20 protein-coding genes are annotated in these 18,044 nt (G+C 73.0%); 12 read left to right on the forward strand and 8 right to left on the reverse strand.

Features of this window, described 5'->3' with window-relative positions; translation table 11 throughout:
* The first annotated feature begins 30 nt into the window (after positions 1–30).
* Genes AB0C01_RS29315 through AB0C01_RS29325 form a run of 3 tightly spaced genes read left to right on the forward strand, consistent with a single transcriptional unit; the run spans position 31 to position 3,120 of the window.
* Complete coding sequence (locus tag AB0C01_RS29315) at positions 31–1,038, forward strand: WYL domain-containing protein (RefSeq protein ID WP_357572670.1); 1,008 nt, start codon at positions 31–33, stop codon at positions 1,036–1,038.
* 46 nt (positions 1,039–1,084) lie between these two features.
* Positions 1,085–1,702, forward strand: coding sequence for an ABC transporter ATP-binding protein (locus AB0C01_RS29320; RefSeq protein ID WP_357239255.1), 618 nt, complete (start codon positions 1,085–1,087; stop codon positions 1,700–1,702).
* A complete protein-coding gene (locus AB0C01_RS29325) occupies positions 1,699–3,120 on the forward strand; it encodes a DUF6297 family protein (RefSeq protein WP_357239258.1) in 1,422 nt (473 codons plus the stop codon). The genes AB0C01_RS29320 and AB0C01_RS29325 overlap by 4 nt, the downstream gene beginning before the upstream one ends.
* A 100-nt stretch (positions 3,121–3,220) precedes the next feature.
* Here AB0C01_RS29325 and AB0C01_RS29330 read toward each other — a convergent pair whose 3' ends face one another.
* The 3 genes from AB0C01_RS29330 to AB0C01_RS29340 all read right to left on the reverse strand — a co-directional run bounded on the left by AB0C01_RS29330 (position 3,221) and on the right by AB0C01_RS29340 (position 6,330).
* A complete protein-coding gene (locus tag AB0C01_RS29330) occupies positions 3,221–4,129 on the reverse strand; it encodes an LLM class flavin-dependent oxidoreductase (RefSeq protein ID WP_357239261.1) in 909 nt (302 codons plus the stop codon).
* 153 nt (positions 4,130–4,282) lie between these two features.
* Entirely contained in the window at positions 4,283–4,765 is a 483-nt protein-coding gene (locus AB0C01_RS29335) for a MarR family transcriptional regulator (protein ID WP_357239264.1), read from the reverse strand.
* 14 nt (positions 4,766–4,779) lie between these two features.
* Positions 4,780–6,330, reverse strand: coding sequence for a PLP-dependent aminotransferase family protein (locus AB0C01_RS29340; RefSeq protein ID WP_357239267.1), 1,551 nt, complete (start codon positions 6,328–6,330; stop codon positions 4,780–4,782).
* Positions 6,331–6,394: 64 nt separating this feature from the next.
* On the opposite strand from AB0C01_RS29340, the gene AB0C01_RS29345 reads away from it, so the two are divergent.
* The gene (locus AB0C01_RS29345) at positions 6,395–7,006 is read left to right on the forward strand and encodes a LysE family translocator (RefSeq protein ID WP_357572671.1); all 612 of its coding nucleotides are present in this window, start codon (positions 6,395–6,397) and stop codon (positions 7,004–7,006) included.
* A 7-nt stretch (positions 7,007–7,013) separates the two neighbouring features.
* On the forward strand, positions 7,014–7,754 hold the full coding sequence (locus AB0C01_RS29350) for a phenylalanine--tRNA ligase beta subunit-related protein (RefSeq protein WP_357572672.1): 741 nt from the start codon (positions 7,014–7,016) through the stop codon (positions 7,752–7,754).
* Here AB0C01_RS29350 and AB0C01_RS29355 read toward each other — a convergent pair.
* Positions 7,727–8,329 carry an MBL fold metallo-hydrolase gene (locus AB0C01_RS29355; protein ID WP_357572673.1) on the reverse strand — a complete coding sequence of 201 codons (603 nt, stop codon included), beginning with the start codon at positions 8,327–8,329 and terminating at the stop codon, positions 7,727–7,729. The two genes, AB0C01_RS29350 and AB0C01_RS29355, sit on opposite strands and share 28 nt — an antisense overlap.
* Positions 8,330–8,409: 80 nt before the next feature.
* Between AB0C01_RS29355 and AB0C01_RS29360 the strand changes: the two genes are divergently transcribed.
* On the forward strand, positions 8,410–9,216 hold the full coding sequence (locus AB0C01_RS29360) for an SDR family oxidoreductase (protein ID WP_357239280.1): 807 nt from the start codon (positions 8,410–8,412) through the stop codon (positions 9,214–9,216).
* A gap of 15 nt (positions 9,217–9,231) precedes the next feature.
* Here the strand turns inward: AB0C01_RS29360 and AB0C01_RS29365 are convergent, their stop codons facing one another.
* Complete coding sequence (locus AB0C01_RS29365; protein WP_357572674.1) at positions 9,232–9,840, reverse strand: hypothetical protein; 609 nt, start codon at positions 9,838–9,840, stop codon at positions 9,232–9,234.
* Positions 9,841–10,019: 179 nt separating this feature from the next.
* On the opposite strand from AB0C01_RS29365, the gene AB0C01_RS29370 reads away from it, so the two are divergent.
* The 3 genes from AB0C01_RS29370 (at position 10,020) to AB0C01_RS29380 (ending at position 12,384) form a co-directional block, all read left to right on the forward strand.
* Entirely contained in the window at positions 10,020–11,117 is a 1,098-nt protein-coding gene (locus AB0C01_RS29370) for a DUF5919 domain-containing protein (protein WP_357572675.1), read from the forward strand.
* A gap of 73 nt (positions 11,118–11,190) precedes the next feature.
* A complete protein-coding gene (locus tag AB0C01_RS29375) occupies positions 11,191–12,075 on the forward strand; it encodes a pentapeptide repeat-containing protein (RefSeq protein WP_357572676.1) in 885 nt (294 codons plus the stop codon).
* Between the two features lie 72 nt (positions 12,076–12,147).
* Positions 12,148–12,384, forward strand: coding sequence for a preprotein translocase YidC (locus AB0C01_RS29380; RefSeq protein ID WP_357239292.1), 237 nt, complete (start codon positions 12,148–12,150; stop codon positions 12,382–12,384).
* A gap of 7 nt (positions 12,385–12,391) precedes the next feature.
* On the opposite strand, the gene rnhA is transcribed toward AB0C01_RS29380, so the two are convergent.
* Genes rnhA through AB0C01_RS29395 form a run of 3 tightly spaced genes read right to left on the reverse strand, consistent with a single transcriptional unit; the run spans position 12,392 to position 15,482 of the window.
* Positions 12,392–12,865, reverse strand: a complete 474-nt coding sequence (rnhA, locus tag AB0C01_RS29385) for a ribonuclease HI (protein WP_357572677.1) — start codon at positions 12,863–12,865, stop codon at positions 12,392–12,394.
* Positions 12,866–12,875: 10 nt separating this feature from the next.
* Positions 12,876–14,156: a lycopene cyclase family protein gene (locus AB0C01_RS29390; RefSeq protein ID WP_357239296.1), complete on the reverse strand. Its 1,281-nt coding sequence runs from the start codon at positions 14,154–14,156 to the stop codon at positions 12,876–12,878.
* 54 nt (positions 14,157–14,210) lie between these two features.
* Positions 14,211–15,482 carry an MFS transporter gene (locus AB0C01_RS29395; protein ID WP_357239299.1) on the reverse strand — a complete coding sequence of 424 codons (1,272 nt, stop codon included), beginning with the start codon at positions 15,480–15,482 and terminating at the stop codon, positions 14,211–14,213.
* 140 nt (positions 15,483–15,622) lie between these two features.
* Here AB0C01_RS29395 and AB0C01_RS29400 point away from each other — a divergent pair, with 140 nt between their 5' ends.
* From AB0C01_RS29400 to AB0C01_RS29410, 3 genes are all read left to right on the forward strand, one after another.
* Positions 15,623–16,450 (forward strand): metalloregulator ArsR/SmtB family transcription factor, encoded by an 828-nt coding sequence (locus AB0C01_RS29400; protein ID WP_357572678.1) that lies wholly within the window; start codon positions 15,623–15,625, stop codon positions 16,448–16,450.
* Between the two features lie 301 nt (positions 16,451–16,751).
* Positions 16,752–17,237 carry a hypothetical protein gene (locus tag AB0C01_RS29405; protein ID WP_357239305.1) on the forward strand — a complete coding sequence of 162 codons (486 nt, stop codon included), beginning with the start codon at positions 16,752–16,754 and terminating at the stop codon, positions 17,235–17,237.
* A 116-nt stretch (positions 17,238–17,353) separates the two neighbouring features.
* On the forward strand, positions 17,354–17,938 hold the full coding sequence (locus AB0C01_RS29410) for a class F sortase (RefSeq protein ID WP_357239308.1): 585 nt from the start codon (positions 17,354–17,356) through the stop codon (positions 17,936–17,938).
* Positions 17,939–18,044: the final 106 nt, after the last annotated feature.

An 18,044-nucleotide genomic window follows, 5' to 3' on the forward strand; every position in this document is an offset into this window, starting at 1 on the left:
ACCGGTCCCCTGACAACTAGTGTCAGTGAAGTGCGGGCTTCTCGACTTCTCTCGTTGCTCCTGCTGCTCCAGCAGCACGGCCGGTTGACCGCCGCACAGCTCGCCGAGCGGCTGACCGTCTCTCCCCGCACGATCTACCGGGACGTGGACTCGCTGCACGCCGCCGGCATCCCGCTCTATGGGGAGGCCGGGCACGCCGGCGGCTACCAACTGGTCGACGGCTGGCGAACCCGGCTGACCGGGCTCACCGCCGGGGAGGCCGAACGGTTGTTCCTGGCCGGGTTGCCCGGTCCGGCCGACGAGCTGGGCTACGGCGACGTGGTGGACGCGCTGCGACTGAAGCTGCACGCCGCGCTTCCCGCTCCCCTGCGCGACCGGGCGACCCAGCTCCAGCAACGCTTCCACCTGGACACCCCCGGCTGGTACGCCGACGGCGACGCCTCCCCCGAGCTGACCCGCACGGCCGAGGCGGTCTGGCAGCAGCACCGCGTCGAGGTGCGCTACCGCGGGTGGAACGGCGAGGTGACCCGGGTGCTGGAGCCGTACGGCCTGGTGCTCAAGGGCGGCCGCTGGTATGTGGTGGCCGACCAGCCCGGCCGAGGCGCTCCGGCGACCTACCGGGTCAACCAGATCCTCGCGCTGACCCCGCTGCCGCAGGAGTTCGTCCGACCGGCCGACTTCGACCTGCCGGCCTGGTGGCAGGCACACGTGGTGCAGTTCCGGGCCCGCCTGCACCGCGACGAGGCCACCGTCCGGCTCTCCCCCGCCGGCCGGCAACGGCTGCGCGAGATCGGCAGCGATCCGGTGGTGACCGCGATGGACGCCAGCGCCCAGCCGCCGGACGCGCGGGGCTGGGTGACCGCGGTGCTGCCGATCGAGTCGCTCACCCACGCCCACGGCGAGTTGCTCCGCCTCGGCGCCGACGTCGAGGTGCTGACCCCGGTCGCGCTGCGCGAACGCCTGGCGGCCACCGCCGCCGGGCTCGCCGCCCTCTACGAGACTCACCGACAGGACGACCCCGCCAACGGCGTGACGTAGGTCGCTCGCGTTGGTCGGCGGCACCGGTCTGGGAGACTCTGGCATCGTGGACGCACTCTCGGTACGGGGACTCAGCCGCAACTTCGGCGACCTGGTCGTGCTCGACGACGTGAGCTTCACGCTCCCGGCGGGCCGGATCGCCGTGGTGCTGGGCCCCAACGGCAGCGGCAAGACCACCCTGCTGCGTTGTGTGGTGGGCGCGGACCGGCCGGACGCGGGCGAGGTGCTGGTGCAGGGCCGCCGGGCCGACGAGACCGATCCGCAGGTGCGGGCGCTGGTGGCGGCCGCCCTGGACGACATCGACTTCTTCCCCGACCTGTCCGTGGTCGAGCATCTGGAGCTGGTCGCGTACGCCCACGGGAGCAACGCCGAGCCGGTCGAGGAGGTCCTGGCCGAGTTGGGTCTGGAGCCGGCCCGCGACCAGCTGCCGGTGACCCTGTCCAGCGGGCAGCGCCGCCGATTGGCGCTGGCGTCCTGTTTCGTCCGGCCACGCCGGGTGCTGATCCTCGACGAGCCGGAGCAGCGCCTCGACGTACGCGGGCGACAGTGGCTCGCCGACCGACTGCTCCGGGAACGGGCAGCGGGCACCGCCGTGCTGCTGGCCTCACACGACCCGGAGCTGATCGACGCGGTGGTCGACGAGCGCATCGAGATCGGCCGGTGAGCGCCCCACCGGCCACCATCGCCGACACGCCGACCGGGGTGCCCACCGCCCGGCAACTGCGTACCCACCTGCGCCGGGCGCGCAGCCGACACCACGATCACTCCTTCGGCGACGTGCTGGGCGACGCGTACGTCATCGTCCTGTTCACCGGCATGTACGGCTGGTTCGCGATCAGCGCCAGCCGCGACCTGCTGGATTCCCCGACCGTGGGGCAGGCGGAGCCGGGGGTGCGCTGGTGGCTGGCGCTCGCCGCGCTGCTGGCCGGCGCCGGCCTGGCCTGGCGTGGCCTGCGCGCGCTCGGCCCGCTGCTGGTCACCCCGGCCACGCAGAGCTGGGCGACGAGCGCGCCGGTCGACCGGCGGGCGTGGCTGGCGCCGCGGTTCGTCCTTCTGCTGGTCGGCGCCGCGGCGGGCACGGCGACGCTCGGGCTGGCCGTGGCGGCGCTCGGCGGGGTCAGCGATCCGGTGGCGCTGGGCTGGGCGGCCGCGGCCGGCGCGGGGTGGGGGGCTGCGGCGCTGGCGCTCAGCGTCGTCGCCCAGAGCAGCCGGGCGGGTCGGCGGTGGCCGGCGGTGGCCGGCGCGGCGCCGATGGTGGCGGCTGCCGTCGTCACCACCGCGGTGGTGCTCCTCGGTCACCTCGGTGACGGGCTGCCCCGGCCGGCGGCGACGCCGACCGTCGCGCTGTTCGCCCTCGCGCTGCCCCTCGCCGGGCTGGGCACGATCCGCGCGGTCCGCGCGCTGCCCCGGGTCGACCGGGCCACGCTGACCACCGGCGCGCAGTTCGCCAACGCCGCCGCCACGGCGACGATCCTGCTCGATCCGAGCCTGCTCACCGGCCTGGTGGAGAGCCGACGGTGGCGTCGGATCGGCCGGGTCCACAGCCGCCGGTTCCTGCCCGGCCCCGGCTGGTGGGCGTTCCTCCAGGCGGACGTGCGCCGGTTGCGCCGCCACCCGAGCGCCCTGCTGATCTGGGCGACGCTGATCGGCGTGCAGTACGCCGCCGCGCTCGCCCTGCCCGGGTTGGCCGGGGCCGCGCAGGTGGTGTTCGCCTACCTCGCCGCCAACCGGTTGACCGGTGGCCTGCGGTCGATCAGCCGGTCACCCGGACTGCGCCGGGCGCTGGGCGGCAGCGACGACCTGCTGCGCGGGGTCCACCTGGTGGTGCCGGCCGTCGGAGCGGGCCTGTGGTGGTTGCTGACCCTGCCGACCGTGGAGCCGGGGCCGTCCTGGCTCGCGCCGACGCTGGCGCTGGGAGTGGTGGCCGCCGCGTTCCGAGCGGGCACCCGCCCGCCGATCAACTACGGTGGCGCGACTGTCAACACGCCGTTCGGCATGATCCCGGTCGACCTGCTGCGGCAGGGCTCACGTGGGCCGGCGCTGCTCGCCGTGCTGGTGCTGGTGCAGCTCTTCCTGGGCTGAGCGATTCCGTTCTCGGCCCGCTCAGCCCGAGCCTGCTGGGCCGTCCAACCAGCGGACCATGGTCAGGAGAGTCTCGATCTGCGATACACGGCCCCGGTCGTCATCCTCTTTCGATCGCTTCGCGTACGGCCGGGGCGATCTCTCTGGCCCAGCGACTGAGGGAGACGATGTCCGGCGTGCCACCGCTCGGTGAGAAGAGCGTGAAGCCGGACGCCCCGTGCTCCAGTACGGCCCCGGTCAGCTCCTCGATCCACTGTCCGACCGAACCACCGGTCCAGCGGCCGTCGCGGTCACGGGTGGCAGCCATCGGCCGGTCGGTGATGCGTCCGGGAAAGTTGAAGACCGTACGGATCTCTCGCGGATGGCGGCCCACGGCCGTTGCCGCTTCGTCGATGACCGGCCGCGACACCCTGTATCGCTCGCTGAGCCAATCCGCAGCGTGGCCAGGGATCCAGCCGTCGGCCACCCGGCCGGTGGCGGCCAGGGATTTCTGGCCGACCGATCCGGTCCAGACGGGGGGCGCGGCCACCGAAGCCGGCTCGATCTGGTTCACCTGGTATTGGCGTCCCCGGTAGGTGACCGGCGGACCGCCGCCGGACAGCATCTTGACCAGGATGATCGCCTCCTCGAAGGCAACGACGGCGTCGGCCGGTGACAGCTTCGGCACTCCCATGTCGACGATTCGGTCCCACAGCCCGCCCGCTCCCATGCCGAGCACGATCCGGCCGCCGGAGAGCGCCGACAGCGACGTGACCGTCCGCGCCAGCATGGGAGCGGGCCGGGTCGGCAGGTTGGTGACGTTGGCGAAGCCCGAGATGCGCTGCGTGCGGCCGAGGATGAATCCGACGGTGGCGTACGCGTCCAGGCGCCCGCCGAGGTAGGGATGGTCCGACAGCGAGAAGATGTCCAGTCCGTCCTGGTCGGCCTGTTGGGCCATACGCAGCAACTCCGGCCCCTCATCGATGCCGCTGTGCGCGCCAAAGCCGAAGACGACCTCGTGTACCGACAATGCACTGCCTTTCATTCGAGGGGCCGGGGCAGCGAACGGACCGTCGGGAGAGGGCAGCCGCCCGACAGCGCCGGCAATTCAGTTCGCTGCACGAACCATATTGGTTCGCAACACGAACTGCAAGCAGCCTCTCATGAGCACGGGATCCCGGTCTCAGGGCTTGCGAGCGGTGAAGGCTCCGTCGCCCGGCTCCAGAAACACCACCGGAACCTCGTTGTCCAGCACGACGCGGCCGAGCAGACCGGCGAGTGTGGCGCGTTCGGCGGCACCGAGCCCCACCGGCAGGTTGCCGATCCGCCGACAGGTCTCGGCATAGAATTCCTCGGCGAGCCGGTCGCCGTGCGGAGTGAGCGCGACCCGCACCGCACGCGCGTCCTGCGGGTCTGGTTCGCGCCGGACCAGGCCGTTGCGCTCACTGCGGTCCACCAGGCCGGTAAGGCTCGACTTGGCCAGCCTCAGCACCGCACCCAATTCACCCATGCCGTATGGACGCGCCATCAGCACACACAGCAACTGTCCCTGCTGCTGCGTCAGGCCGTACCGCTGGGCCGACTCGGCGTACACGGCATTCACCAAGAACGTGGACCGCACCAGCGCGGCCACAATACCGATCTGGTCATCATCACGCTTGCCCACTCAACCAGGGTACATCAGCGCACCTGATAATTCGGGAGACGAACTGTCGGGCGTTGTGCATCCTCAATCGCCGCTGAACGCGGCCAGGACGCTTGGCGGTGGCCGACCGCGAGGGCGATCTGCGCGATGCCCTCCTCGATCTCGGTCGTCGTACGGGCCGCGTAGCCGAGCACGAGGCCCGGCCGGTAGGGACGCTGGCAGTGCCAGGACAGCGGTTGCACCTTGACCCCCCGCGCCAGCGTCGCCGCCGCCAGGTCGGTGTCGACCACGTCGTCGTCCAGCGTGATCATCAGGTGCAGACCGGCCGCCGCGCCGTGCACCGTCGCCGATGGCAACTCGCGGGCCAGCGCGGCGATCATGGCGTCCCGTCGGCGGATGTGTCGGCGGCGCAACAGCCGCAGATGCCGCTCGAAGGCGCCAGAGGTCAGCAACTCCGCCAACACCAGTTGCGGGAGTACGGCGTTGCCCAGGTCGGCGTTGCGTTTGGCGGTCACCACCGCCGCACGCAGTCGCGGCGGCACGAGCAGCCAACCGACCCGCAGGGCGGGGGCGAGCAGCTTGGAGACGCTGCCGGCATAGCAGACCTGCTCGGGCAGCAGGCCCCGCAGCGCCGGCACCGGTGAACGGTCGTAGCGGTGCTCGGCGTCGTAGTCGTCCTCGATGATCAGACCGCCGGCCCGCGCCCAGGCGACGAGGTGGCGGCGGCGGTCACCGTCGAGCACGACGCCGGTCGGGAACTGGTGTGCGGGGGTGAGCATCACGGCCGGCACACCACTGGCGGCCAACTCGTCGACGCGCAGCCCGGCGTCGTCGACGGTGATCGGCGGGGTGCCCATCCGCCAGTTGTTCAGGTGCTGACGTACGCCGAGCGAACCCGGGTCCTCGACCGCGATCCGGTCGACGCCGGCTGCGGTGAGTGCCTGGGCGAGGAGCCCGAGCGCCTGGGAGACGCCGGCCACGATGATCACCTCGGTGGGGTCGACGCTGATGCCCCGGTTGCGGGCCAACCAGGCGGCGACGGCCTGTCGCAGTGTCGGCGCGCCGCACGGGTCGCCGTAGCCGAGGTCGGACGCGGCGAGGCGACGCAGCACGGTCCGCTCGGCGCGTAGCCAGTCGGTGCGGGGAAAGGCGGCCAGGTCGGGTACGCCGGGCGTCAGGTCGATCGTCGCGCTCGCCGCGCGTACCGCGTCGAAGATGTCGCTGCCCGGCGCCGGCGGGAACAGTGCGGCCGGGGGCGGCACGGCGGCCGGGGCGGTCACCGGCGCGGCGGGCGCGGCGACGACGACCGTGCCGGCCCGGCCCCGGCCGGCCACGTGACCCTCCTCGGTCAACCGCTGGTACGCCTCGGTGACCACACCCCGGGAGACGCCGAGGTCGGCGGCGAGCACCCGGGTCGGGGGCAGCCGCTCACCGGTCGGCACCCGCCCGTCGGCGATGGCCTGACGCAACCGGTTGGTCAACCAGTCGGCCCGGCCGCCCGGCGGCGCGTCGGCGATGGCCAGGTGCAGAAAGTCCGACCCCGCCGTTATGGACCTGTCGGATGCCCTCGGTTTGGCTCTGCTCACCGGACCATCTTGGCAGCAGAGTGGACACGGGGACCCACCCCACCGAACCCATCGGAGGACGACCGTGACCATTGCCTTCCTGGTCACCACGCTGGTCGTGGTGGTCACCCCGGGCACGGGGGTGTTCTTCACCCTCTCCGCCGGGCTGTCCCGGGGCGCCCGAGCCGGCGTGCTGGCCGCGTTCGCCTGCACGCTGGGCACCCTGCCGCACCTGCTGGCGGCGATGACCGGGCTGGCCGCGCTGATGCAGACCAGCGCCGTGGCGTTCGACGTCGTCCGGTACCTCGGCGTCGGGTACCTGCTCTATCTGGCCTGGTCCACCGCACGCGACCGCGACGCCTTCACGGCGACGACCGACGCCGCGCCCCGCTCGGCGACTCGCGTGATCATCTCCGGCGTGGTGGTCAACCTGCTCAACCCGAAGCCGACGCTGTTCTTCGTCGCGTTCCTGCCCCAGTTCGTCGACACCGCCACCGTCGGCTCGACCCAGGCGATGCTCGCCTGCGGCGCGGTGTTCATGCTGTTCACCTTCGTGGTGTTCAGCGGCTACGGCATCTTCGCCGCCCGGGTGCGGGACCGGGTGCTCACCCGCCCCCGCATCACCGACTGGCTGCGCCGATCCGTCGCCGGCACGTTCGTCGCGCTCGGCGTGACCCTCGCCCTCACCCAACGATAGGAGTGCCGTGCGGTTCGAACATTCGGCGCAACTGCGCGCCGCGTACCCCGATCTGGTCGCCGGCGTGGTCCACGCCACCGGCATCACCGCCACGGCCGACGTGGCGCGGCGCACGGCCGGCTACCTGGCCGTCGCCCGCAGTCGGCTGGCCGGCGGACCGGAGAGCGGCTTCCCGGAGATCCAGGCGTGGCGGCGGGCGTACGCGGCGATGGGGTTGCCACCCACCCGCTACCGGTGCGCGGCGGAGGCGCTGCTGCGTCGGCTGCGCCTGGACGGCGAGTTGCCCCGGCTCCACCCGCTTGTCGATCTCTGCAACGCCGTCTCGGCCGCGTACGCCATCCCGATCGCCGCGCTCGACCTGGACCGGATCGACGGTGACCTGGTGGTCCGACCCGCGCACGGCGACGAGGAGTACCAGACCTTCGCCGGCGACACCGAGCATCCCGACCCGGGTGAGGTGACCTTCGTCGACACCGCCGGGCGGGCACACGCCCGGCGCTGGACGAACCGGCAGAGCGGTTGGTCCGCCGTGCGGGCCGACACGTCGTCGGTGCTGATCGTCGCCGAGGCGCTGCACGCCGAGGCCGAACCGACCCTGACCCGCCTGGTCGCCGCGCTGGTCAGCGAGGTGACCGACGGGTGGTCCACGCCGACGGCCAGTGCGGTGCTGACCGCCGCCGCGCCCCGCTTCACCGCCACGCCCTCCGGTGGCGATCTCGGTCAGGCGGTGTCGCCGGGGACGAGGTGACGGTAGCCGGAGATCGTCTCGCCGAACCAGCCGGCGACGCTGGCCAGGCCGCGCTCGTTGAGCTGCGCGTCGTGGATCGGGTACGCGGCGGCGGCGCCCACCGCGCCGGCGAACCGGATCGCCTCGTCGAGGCGCAACCAGGACCCCTGGGCCGGGACGAGCAGGGTGCGCACCGGCTCGTCGGGCACGTGCAGCGCGTCGCCGGGATGGTAGAGCCCGTCGCCGATCAGGTAGCCGAGGTTGGGGCAGTCCGGTTGACCCCCGTGGATGGCGGCGTGCCGGCCACCGTGGGCGCTGACCTCGATGCCGGCCGCCGTGAAGCGTTGCCCGGCGCGGACCCGGGTCACCGACAGCGGGACGAGATCCGGCAGTCGGGCGCCCTCCGGGGCGTACACGGGGACGCCCAGGCCGGCCAGGCGCAGCACGTCCACGTGGTCGGTGTGTTCGTGGGTGACCAGGACGGCGTCCGCGCCGACCAGGGCGCGCGGCTCACTCCACGTCCCCGGGTCGACGACGAGCACCCCACCCTCGTGTTCCACGCGTACGCACGAGTGGGTGAATCGCGTGATCCGCACCCCGGCGACGGTACGCGGTCGGCAGACAGGTCACGGTCCCCGTGGTGGTTGGGTCGGCCCTGCCGGGGTAGTGCGGCAGCATGCCGCAGCGATACGAGAACTACCCGAGGATCGCCGTCGTCACCGGCGCGGACTCCGGCATCGGCAAGGCCTGCGCGGTCGCGCTGGCCAAGGCCGGCTTCGAGATCGGCATCACCTGGTACGGCGATCCCGACGGCGCGCAGCGGACGGCCACCGAGGTCCGCGCGACGGGTCGGCGCTGCGAGGTCGCCGAGGTGGACCTGACCCGACTGCCGGATGCGGCGGGGGTGGTGGACGAGTTGGCCGATCGGCTGGGCGGCATCGGGGTACTGGTCAACAACGCCGGCACCGGGGCCTCGACGCCGTTCGTCGACACCGGGTGGGAGCAGTGGCGCGAGGTGCTCGCCGTCGACCTGGACGCGCCCTTCCTGTGCGCCCAGCGGGCCGCACGACGGATGCGGGCCACCGGCGCGGGCGGGCGGATCATCAACATCACCAGCGTGCACGAGCACGCGCCCCGGGTGGGCTCCGCCGCGTACTGCGCCGCGAAGGGCGGGCTCGGGCTGCTGACCCGGGTGATGGCCCAGGAGTTGGCCGCCGACGGGATCACCGTCAACGCCGTCGCCCCGGGCGAGATCGCCACGCCGATGACCGGTCAGGAGGACGTCGACCCGTACACCCAGGAACGGCCCGGTGTGCCGCTGGGGCGGCCCGGCGACGCCCGGGAGGTGGCCGCCGTGGTCGCGTTGCTCGCCTCCCCCGACGCCGGCTACGTCACCGGCGCGTCCTGGCCGGTCGACGGGGGCATGTTGCTGATGGGCCCCCAGGCGGCGGCGTTGCCGAACGACGACTGGCGGTCGGTCTGACCACCGCGGGCGTCGTCAACGCATCGGCGCGGCCGACGCCCGGACGATGTACGCGAACTGCACACCGAACGCCACCACCGCGACCAGCACCCCGACCAGGACCGTCACCTCTCCCCCGGCCCCGACGGTCGTGGTTGCCAACGCGATGCCGAGCCCGCCCAGCACGGCGTTGACCGCGCCCACGAGTGCGGCGGTGGTCAGCAGGAACTCCCACCGCCCCGGTCGCGTGCCGACCAGGTTCCAGGCTGTGCTCATGGCATCGTCGGCCACCACCGCGTCGGCGAAGAAGTCGTGCTCCCCGGCGAGCTTGTGCTGGTAGTAGGCCCGGATGCGTTGGATCCGCCGCAGGTCCAGCGAGTTCTCCACGGTGGTCTCCACCAGCCGCAGGAACGTCAGCACCCCGATGATGACCAGGGTCGGCAGCACCGCGGCCAGGTACGGCCGGACCAGCTTGTCGTTGCTGGCCACGAAGCCGAGGCCGATCAGCGCCGCCGACAGGACGGACAGGAAGATGGTGGCGCGGCCGGTGGCCTCGGCGATGGTGCCGGCGCGGGACGTCTGCAACGCGTAGTGCTCGGTGGTCAGGACGGTGAGAAGCGCCTGCTCGCGTTCACTCTCGTCCACCCGCCACCCTCCGTGGTCGCACGACTCCGTTACCGTCACCCTATGAGCGGCGAGCCGGGTCCGAGCGGCGAACCGACCGCTCGGCGAACGGGCCAGCGCCCAGCACAGCGGGCACGTATCCTCCGAATTCCGGTGATCAGCAAGCGGTAGTGGGCCGACCGACGGCGGAAGGGGACCGGATGCCCGAGTGGGCTGGTCGGGGCGGACGGCAACGACGCGCCTTCGTCGTCGGTGGGGCACTGCTCGGTGTCGCCGTCGTCATGCTGGTGGGCGCCTGGCGCAGCACCGGCTTCCTGAGCGACCTGCTGCTCAACCTCGGTGCCAGCGTCGTACTCGCGGCCATCTCGTACGTCATCTTCGACCCGCTGTTCGAGGAGGCCCGCAAGGCGCGGGTGCAGGAGCACCTGAGCTTCGACCAGCAGGCGTTCGTGGCCCGGCTGCACCGCTCCGGCCGCCGGGTGCGCATCCTCGACACCTGGACGATCCTGCTGGAACAGCGGCACCGCGAGGAGACGCTGAGCGCGATCCGGGCGGCGCTCGCCAACGGCGCCCAGGTGCAGTTGCTCCTGCTCGACCCGGACTGCACCGCGGCGCAGCAACGCTCCGAGGAGTTGGAGCGGCAGCGGGTGGACGTACCCCGGCAGATCCGCACCAACCTGCGCCACCTGGCCGTCTTCACCGACGCCCTCGACGCCCGGCTACGGCAGCGCCTACAGGTCCGGCTCTACGACGCGTCCCCGTCGATCCAGCTCTACCAGTGGGACGGGCGGGCGTTGATCTCGTTCTTCCCGATCGGAAAGCTGTCGTTCAACGTCCCCCAGCTCGAGGTGGACATGGACAGCCCGTGGGGCGGGTTCGTGCACGCCCGCTTCGAGGAGTTGTGGGAGCACGAACAGGCCACCCTCAACCTGGAGCGGTACTGGTCGGTCATGGTCACCCTGCTGCACGACGACTCGGACGTGGCCGAGGTACGCGTGCCGTACGTGACGGTGGACGGGCAGCACTACGTCGACTGCCGTGGGTTCCGGGTGACCGGGCAGCTGACCGCGCGCGCCATGCTGCCGCCCCGCGCACCCGGGGCGTCCCCCGCGATGTTCGCGCTGGCGGAGCCCGCCGACGGGGACCGCACACCTGCCGACAGCGTGAAACGGCACTTCGACCAGAAGTACGGGCACGACGACGGGGATCGGGCGATCTACCGGTTGGTGCCGCCACCGGGCGCCTCCCGTCCCCCGGCGCCCCGCGCGGCGGCGGCCGGCGACACCCACGGACGGTGACCCCGGCCCGACCGGTTCGCTCGGCGCGCGAAACAATGGTGGTCCCGCCCCGAACGCCCGGAGGACCCGCCACGTGTCCAGCACCGCACCGCCGACCGGGTCGGCGCAGCTTCGCGCCGACTGCGGACGCTGCTTCGGCCTGTGCTGCGTGGTGCCCGCGTTCGCCCGGTCGACGGACTTCGCCATCGACAAACCGGCCGGGCGGGCCTGCCCCAACCTGGGTCCGGACCACCGCTGCGGCATCCACACCGAGCTGCGGCAACGCGGGTTTCCCGGCTGCACCGTGTTCGACTGTTTCGGAGCCGGGCAGCAGGTCGCCCAGGTCACCTTCGGCGGGCGGGACTGGCGGGACGCGCCGGAGACGCTGCCGGCGATGGCGGAGGCGTTCGCCGTGCTGCGCCCCCTGCACGAACTGCTCTGGTACGTCACCGAGGCGCTGGCGCTGCACCCGCCGGCCGACCTGCGCGACGAGCTGACCCGCGCCCGCGCCGAGACGACAGCGCTCACCGAGGGTGACCCCAGACACCTGCGGACGGTGGACGTCGCCGCGCACCGGGACCGGGTCAACCCGCTGCTGTCCCGGGCCAGCGACGCGGTCCGCTCCCCCGGGGGCGCGGACCACCGGGGAGCGCACCTGCCCGGCGTCGACCTGCGCCGGGCCGACCTGCGCCGGGCCAACCTGCGCGGTGCGCTGCTGATCGGCGCCGACCTGCGCGGCGTCGACCTGGGTCTGGCCGACGTCACCGGCGCGGACCTGCGCGGGGCCGACCTGCGCGGCGCCGACCTGCGGAGCACGCTCTTCCTGCACCAGTCCCAGCTCGACGCCGCCCGCGGCGACGTCCGTACCGGCCTGCCGGCGACCCGCACCCGACCGGCGCACTGGACGGCGCTGCCGCTCACCCCGGTCCGCCGGTCGTCCCCGTCCACCTCCTCCGCCGGCCGCCGCCGACGGCGCTGACCGCGAGGTTTCGGCCCGGACGACGCCGGGTAGCCAGCGCCGACGCGGACCGGCATCGACGGGGGGCACGGCGTGGGCTACCGAAAGCGCGACGGTGAGTTGCCGGGCGACCCGCAGCACAGCGAGGACGAGGCCGGCCAGGTGCCGCTGGTGCAGGTCGAGGCGGACACCGAGGTGCCCGCGCCGGTCGACACCGACGTCCGACCGGACATCGTGACCGAGCCCGACAACTCAGGTGTCGCCGGTGGCTCGTCCGGCAGCAGCGGCGGCGGGTCGAGCATGCCCGGGCACCCCGACGCGACCCGCTGACCCCGCCTCAGCGACTGGTCAGCGCGGCCCGCGCCTCGGTCATGCCCTTGTTGGCCAGCCCGTCGGCCCGCTCGTTCTCCGGGTGACCGTTGTGCCCCTTCACCCACAGCCAGGTGACCTCGTGCCGTTCACAGGCCGCCTCCAGCCGCTGCCACAGGTCGGCGTTCTTCACCGGCTGCTTCGCCGCCGTCCGCCAACCGTTGCGCTTCCAGGACGCCAGCCAACTGGTGATGCCGTTGCGCACGTACGTGCTGTCGGTGTGCAGTTCGACGGTGACCGGCCGGTTCAGGCTCTCCAGCGCCTGGATGGCCGCCATCAGCTCCATCCGGTTGTTGGTGGTCGGCGTGGCCTCGCCCCCGCACAGCTCCCGCTCGTGGTCGCCGTAGCGCAACAGGGCGCCCCAACCGCCCGGCCCGGGGTTGCCACTGCACGCCCCGTCGGTCCAGATCTGCACGCCCCTGCCGGCCGTCGCGTCCACCATGCCCGGCAACCTACCGGCAGCGCACGTCGTCCTCCCCGCTCGGGGGGCCGGCGCGCCGCGCCGTCGGCGCCGGACCCACCACCGCGGGTGGGACGGCCGGCGCGGGCCGGGTCGGGCGCAGCCGGTCGCGGACGCGGTGCGCCGCGTCGCCGGCGGTGGCGGCGATCATCGGCAGCAGCCGGGTCGAGTTCATGATCGCGACCTCCTCGGCCGGGGTGGTGACCCCGTCGAGGAAGCGCAGCACCCGCTCGGCCGGGTTGCGGTCGAAGAGCCGGTCGAAGAAGTCCGGGCCACCGACCCCGCCCCGGTCCAGCGCCCGCAGGGCCACCGCGTCCATCCACCGGTGCCGACGCGGGTACGCCGCCCGCGGCACCGGCGCCCGTCCCGCCGCGAGGGCGCGGGCCACCTGGTCGGCCTGGCGGTACATGGCGGAGAAGGTGAAGCCGGTGGAGGGTCGGGTCGCGCCGCCGGCCGTGCCGAGCCGGACCACCCGGGGTGAGGGCCGGGCCGGAAACGGCGCGTCGGTCATCGGGATCACCCCGTTCTCCACCTCGCGCACCCGCAGTCCGGCCGGGTCGAGGCCGAGCAGGTCCCGGTAGCCGGCCAGCGCCGCGTCGTAACCGGCGTCGGTGAGCAGGTCGGGGGAGAACTCGGTGTACTCGACCAGGGCGTACCTGTCGCTCACCGGCAGCACGTACCCGAACGAGACGCCCCGGGGCGGCTGCGGGGTGCGGAAGTCCATCAGCACCGCGCGCGCCGGGTCGAAGACGGGCCGCTCGGCCTCCAACCACCAGCCGCGGAAGTGCTGCAACCAGGTGGTCCGCCCCGCTCGCGCCGGCGGGCGGGGACGGGAGTCGAGCACCCAACCGGCCCGTACGGTCCGCCCGTCACCGGTGCGCACCAGCACCCGCGAACCGTCGTCGGTCACCGTCTCGGCGGGCGCGACGATCCGGGTGGCGTCCAGCCGGCTTTCGGCCGCGGCAGCCCGGTCGTAGACCGGGCCGGAGCGGAGCATGGCGTACCGCAGCGGGGTCAGGTCCAGGACGCGGCGGCGGGCCGTCGTGGCCACCTCGACCTGCTGCCAGCTCGCGCTGAGCAGCGGGTCCAGGTCGGTGCCGGGGTGGCCCCAGAACGCCCAGGTGCGGTCCTGACCGCGCCGGCGGACCGGGTCGACGACGGCGATGCGCAGCCCCCGGACGCCGTGCCGGTCCAGTGCGGCGAGCAGCAACGACGCCGCGCCACCACCGCCGAGCAGCGCGAGGTCGACGTCGAGCGGCGCGGAATCGGTCACCCGCACCACGCTGCCACACCGTCGCCCACCACCACCGATGGGGCGTATCGGCGCTCAGGCCACCGGGGCGGGCGACTCGATCGGGGGCGGGTCGGCGTAGGCGCGTGCGACCGTCGCGCGGTTGAAGACCCGCCAGGTGGCGGCGGCGACGCCGACGGCCACCACCAACCCGACCCAGTACGGCGTGGTGATGCCGTACCAGGCGGCGAGCAGCCCGCCCAGCAGCGCGCCCACGCAGTTGCCACCGGCGGCCACGAAGAGGGTCGTGCTGGCCACCCGCCCCTGCAACGTCGGCGGGGTGAGTCGTTGGCGCAGGGAGTTCGCCACGATGTTCCACAGCGCGCCGTGCACGCCGAAGGCGAAGAGCGCGAACCCGACCACGATGGTGCTGCGCGACGCGGCCAACGCCAGGTGCAGGCCCGCCTCGACGAGCAGGCCGATCCGGATCGTCCAGGTGGCGCTGATCCGGGCGATGATCCGGTCGCCGAGGAACGCGCCGAGCACCCCACCGGCGGCCATGCAGGTGAACAGCAGACCGTAGCCGACGGAGGAGAGTCGCAGCCGCTCGTCGGCGAGCAGCACCAGCACCGCGAGCGCGGCGGTGAGGGTCACGTTGAGCAGACCGATCAGCACGGCCATCGTGCGCAGCAACCGCTGGTTCGCCAACCACCGCAGCCCCTCGACGATCTCGCCACCCATCGAGCGGGTACGGCGTTCGTGCGGGTCGCCGGCGGAGGCCCGGAAGTCTCCGCCGATGAGTGCCGCCAGGACGGCGCTGAGGGCGTACGTGACCGCGTTGACCAGGAACGGGCTGCCCGCCGAGAGCGCGAACAGGAAGCCGCCGAGCGGGCCGGCGAGCATGCTGTGCATAAGGGTGGCGCCACCGCTGAGCCACCCGTTGGCGCGCTCCAGGCGGTGTCGCGGCACCACGCTCGGCACCATGGCCTGGCTCGCCGCACGGAACACGATCTCACCCGTGTTGACCAGGAACAACACCGCGTACAGCAGCGCCACGCCGCCGTGGCCGGTGAGGATCGCCGTGGCCAGGACGGCGAGCGCGACCACCCGGACCAGGTCGATGATGATCATCAGCCGTCGTCGGTCCATCCGGTCCACCAGCACGCCGCCGGGCAGGGCGAAGAGCAGCCACGGCAGCCACGCCACGGCGGACGCCCCGGCGACCACGAGCGGGTCGTCGGTACGCGACGCGACGAAGAGCGGAGCGGCGACGGTGGCCAGACCGCTGCCCAGGGCCGACAGGGTCGTCGCCGCCCAGAGTCGGGCGAACGTCGTGCCCAGACCGGCCGTCGTGCTGTCCTGTGTCACGGCGAGCGAACCTATCAGCGCCTCCCCCGGCTCCATCCGGATTCATCCCAGCGACAGAAGCCCGACCCCGCGTTGACAGGCAACCGCCGGGTTGCCTATGTTGACAGGCAACCGCTTGGTTGCTTTTTTACGGAGGGCCGATGGACGACGCGTTCCGGGCGCTGGCCGATCCCAGCCGGCGTCGACTGCTCGACCGGCTCAACGACCGCAATGGCCAGACCCTGCGGGAACTCTGTGACGGGCTGGCGACGAGTCGACAGGCGGTCAGCAAGCACCTCGCGGTGCTGGAGGCGGCCCACCTCGTCACGAGCATTCGGCGCGGGCGGGAGAAGGTGCACTACCTGAACGCCGCGCCGATCAACGCCATCGCCGACAGATGGCTCAGCCGATACGACCGCGAGCGAGCCGCCGCGCTCGCCGACCTGAGCACCGCATTGGAGCGACAGCCCATGGAGAGTCCCGCGTTCGTCTACACCACCTACGTCAGGACCACCCCGCAGCGGCTCTGGGCCGCGCTCACCGAACCGGCCTTCACCCGCCGCTACTGGGGCGGGGTCGCCCTGGCGTCCGACTGGCAGGTCGGGTCTCCGGTGCTGTGGCAGGACACGCCGGACGGCGAGCCACGTGATCTCGGTCAGCGGGTGCTCGTCGCCGAGCCGTACCGTCGCCTGTCGTACAGCTGGCACGGCTTCCAACCCGAGCACGCCGAGCACTTCGGCTGGTCCGCCGAGGAGCTGGCCGCCCGGCTCGGCGAGCGCCGGTCGACGGTGACCTTCGAGATCGAGCCGCACAGCGGGTCGACCGTCCGGCTGACCGTCATCCATGACGGCTTCTCCCCGGACAGCGAGATGCACCGGGCGATCAGCGGCCAGCTCGACGGCAGCGGAGGCTGGCCGGAGTTGCTGGCCAGCCTCAAAACCCTGCTGGAGACTGGCGAGCCGATGCCCGACCCGTCCCAGGCCCACTGACCCTGACCCACCGGCCAGGGGGTGCATTTCCGCCGTGGCCGGAAATACCTCGCCATCGGCCCAGCGACGACAGCCCGGCCGCAGCGGACATCGATCGGAGCACCGGTGCCGGTCGGCCCGTCCGGGCCTTTGCGCAGCTCTCCCCGCCTTCGGGTGGACACGTGACGGCAACGAAGAATTCTCATTTTCACCTGATCGTGGGGCCAACCCACCTAGTGTTGGGCACACCGGTGCTAGTCGGAGTTGGCCACCCGAACGACGTCCCACGCAGTCAGCGGACGAAAAGTGAGGGAAGACGCGTATGAAGGTCTCAACAGCACTCTGCTCGGCGGCGCTCGGCGTGGGCCTCGGCACGCTCCTGCTGCCAGGCGCCGCACTGGCCGACACCACGGTGTCACCGGCCACCACCCCGGTCGGTGGGACCGTCGTGCTCACCGCGACGACCTGCAACCCGAAGTCGGGTGACGCCCTCTTCCGGGTGACCGGCCCCAACCGCGACCAGAACGTCCGATCCACCACTGCCGCCGCCGGCGGCGGACTGAGCGCCGAACTCTTCACCGCCGGATTCACCCTGGGTACCTACACGGTGGCGGCGACCTGCGGCGACGGCAGCTCGGCCGGCACCACGACGTTCACCGTCACCCCGATCGGCGGCGCACCGGCCGGTTCCGGTGGTGACAGCCGCGACACCGGCGCTCTGGCCGCTGGTGGCACCCTGCTCGGCACCGCCCTGGCTGGCGCGGTGGTCCTGATCCGCCGGCGACGTCCGGTGTCCACTGTCGCCTGATCGGCGACTGCTCCATCCCTGAGGACGGGTGCCCGCACCGGTGACACCGGCGCGGGCACCCCGACGATGCCCTACGGAGGTGTGCCCACGTGTGGTGGCGGCGGACCCTACCGGCCGTGGTGGCCCTGCTCGGCGTGACCGGGCTCGGGCTGATCACCGTCGGCCTCACCGCCGACCCGACGCGGCCACCACGACCGCCGGTCGACGCGCCGAGGCGCACCCACCCCGCACCCGACCTGGCGCCGCTGCCCCGCGCCGCGCCGGTCCGGGTGCGGATCCCCACCATCGACGTACGCGCCGAGGTCGTCCCGGTCGGCGCGGACGCCGCCGGGGTGCTGGAGGTGCCACCACTGGACCGGCCCACCCTCGCCGGCTGGTACCGGCACGGGGTCAGCCCCGGCGAGACCGGCAACGCCGTCCTGGTGGGACACGTCGACTCCCCCGCCGGACCGGCGGTCTTCTTCGACCTCGGTCGGCTGCGCAGCGGCGCGCAGATCGAGATCACCCGTGCCGACGCGCGGGTCGCCACGTTCACCGTGGACGACGTCCGCGCGTACCCGAAGGAGCACTTTCCCACCACGCTCGTCTACGGCCCGGCGGACGCCGCCGGACTCCGCCTGATCACCTGCGGCGGCCGGTTCGACGCCACGACCGGCAACTATGTCGACAACGTCGTCGTCTTCGCCACCCGCACCGCCTGAGCACGGCCGCCCGCCTGTCGGACGCCGGACCCCGCTCGGCAGAATGCGGTGGCACCATCCCCAGCGGGCACCGTGACCGGGGCGGTGCGCGGGCGACGGGGAGGCA

This window comes from Micromonospora sp. NPDC048905 (assembly GCF_040649655.1).
Taxonomy (GTDB): Bacteria; Actinomycetota; Actinomycetes; order Mycobacteriales; family Micromonosporaceae; genus Micromonospora.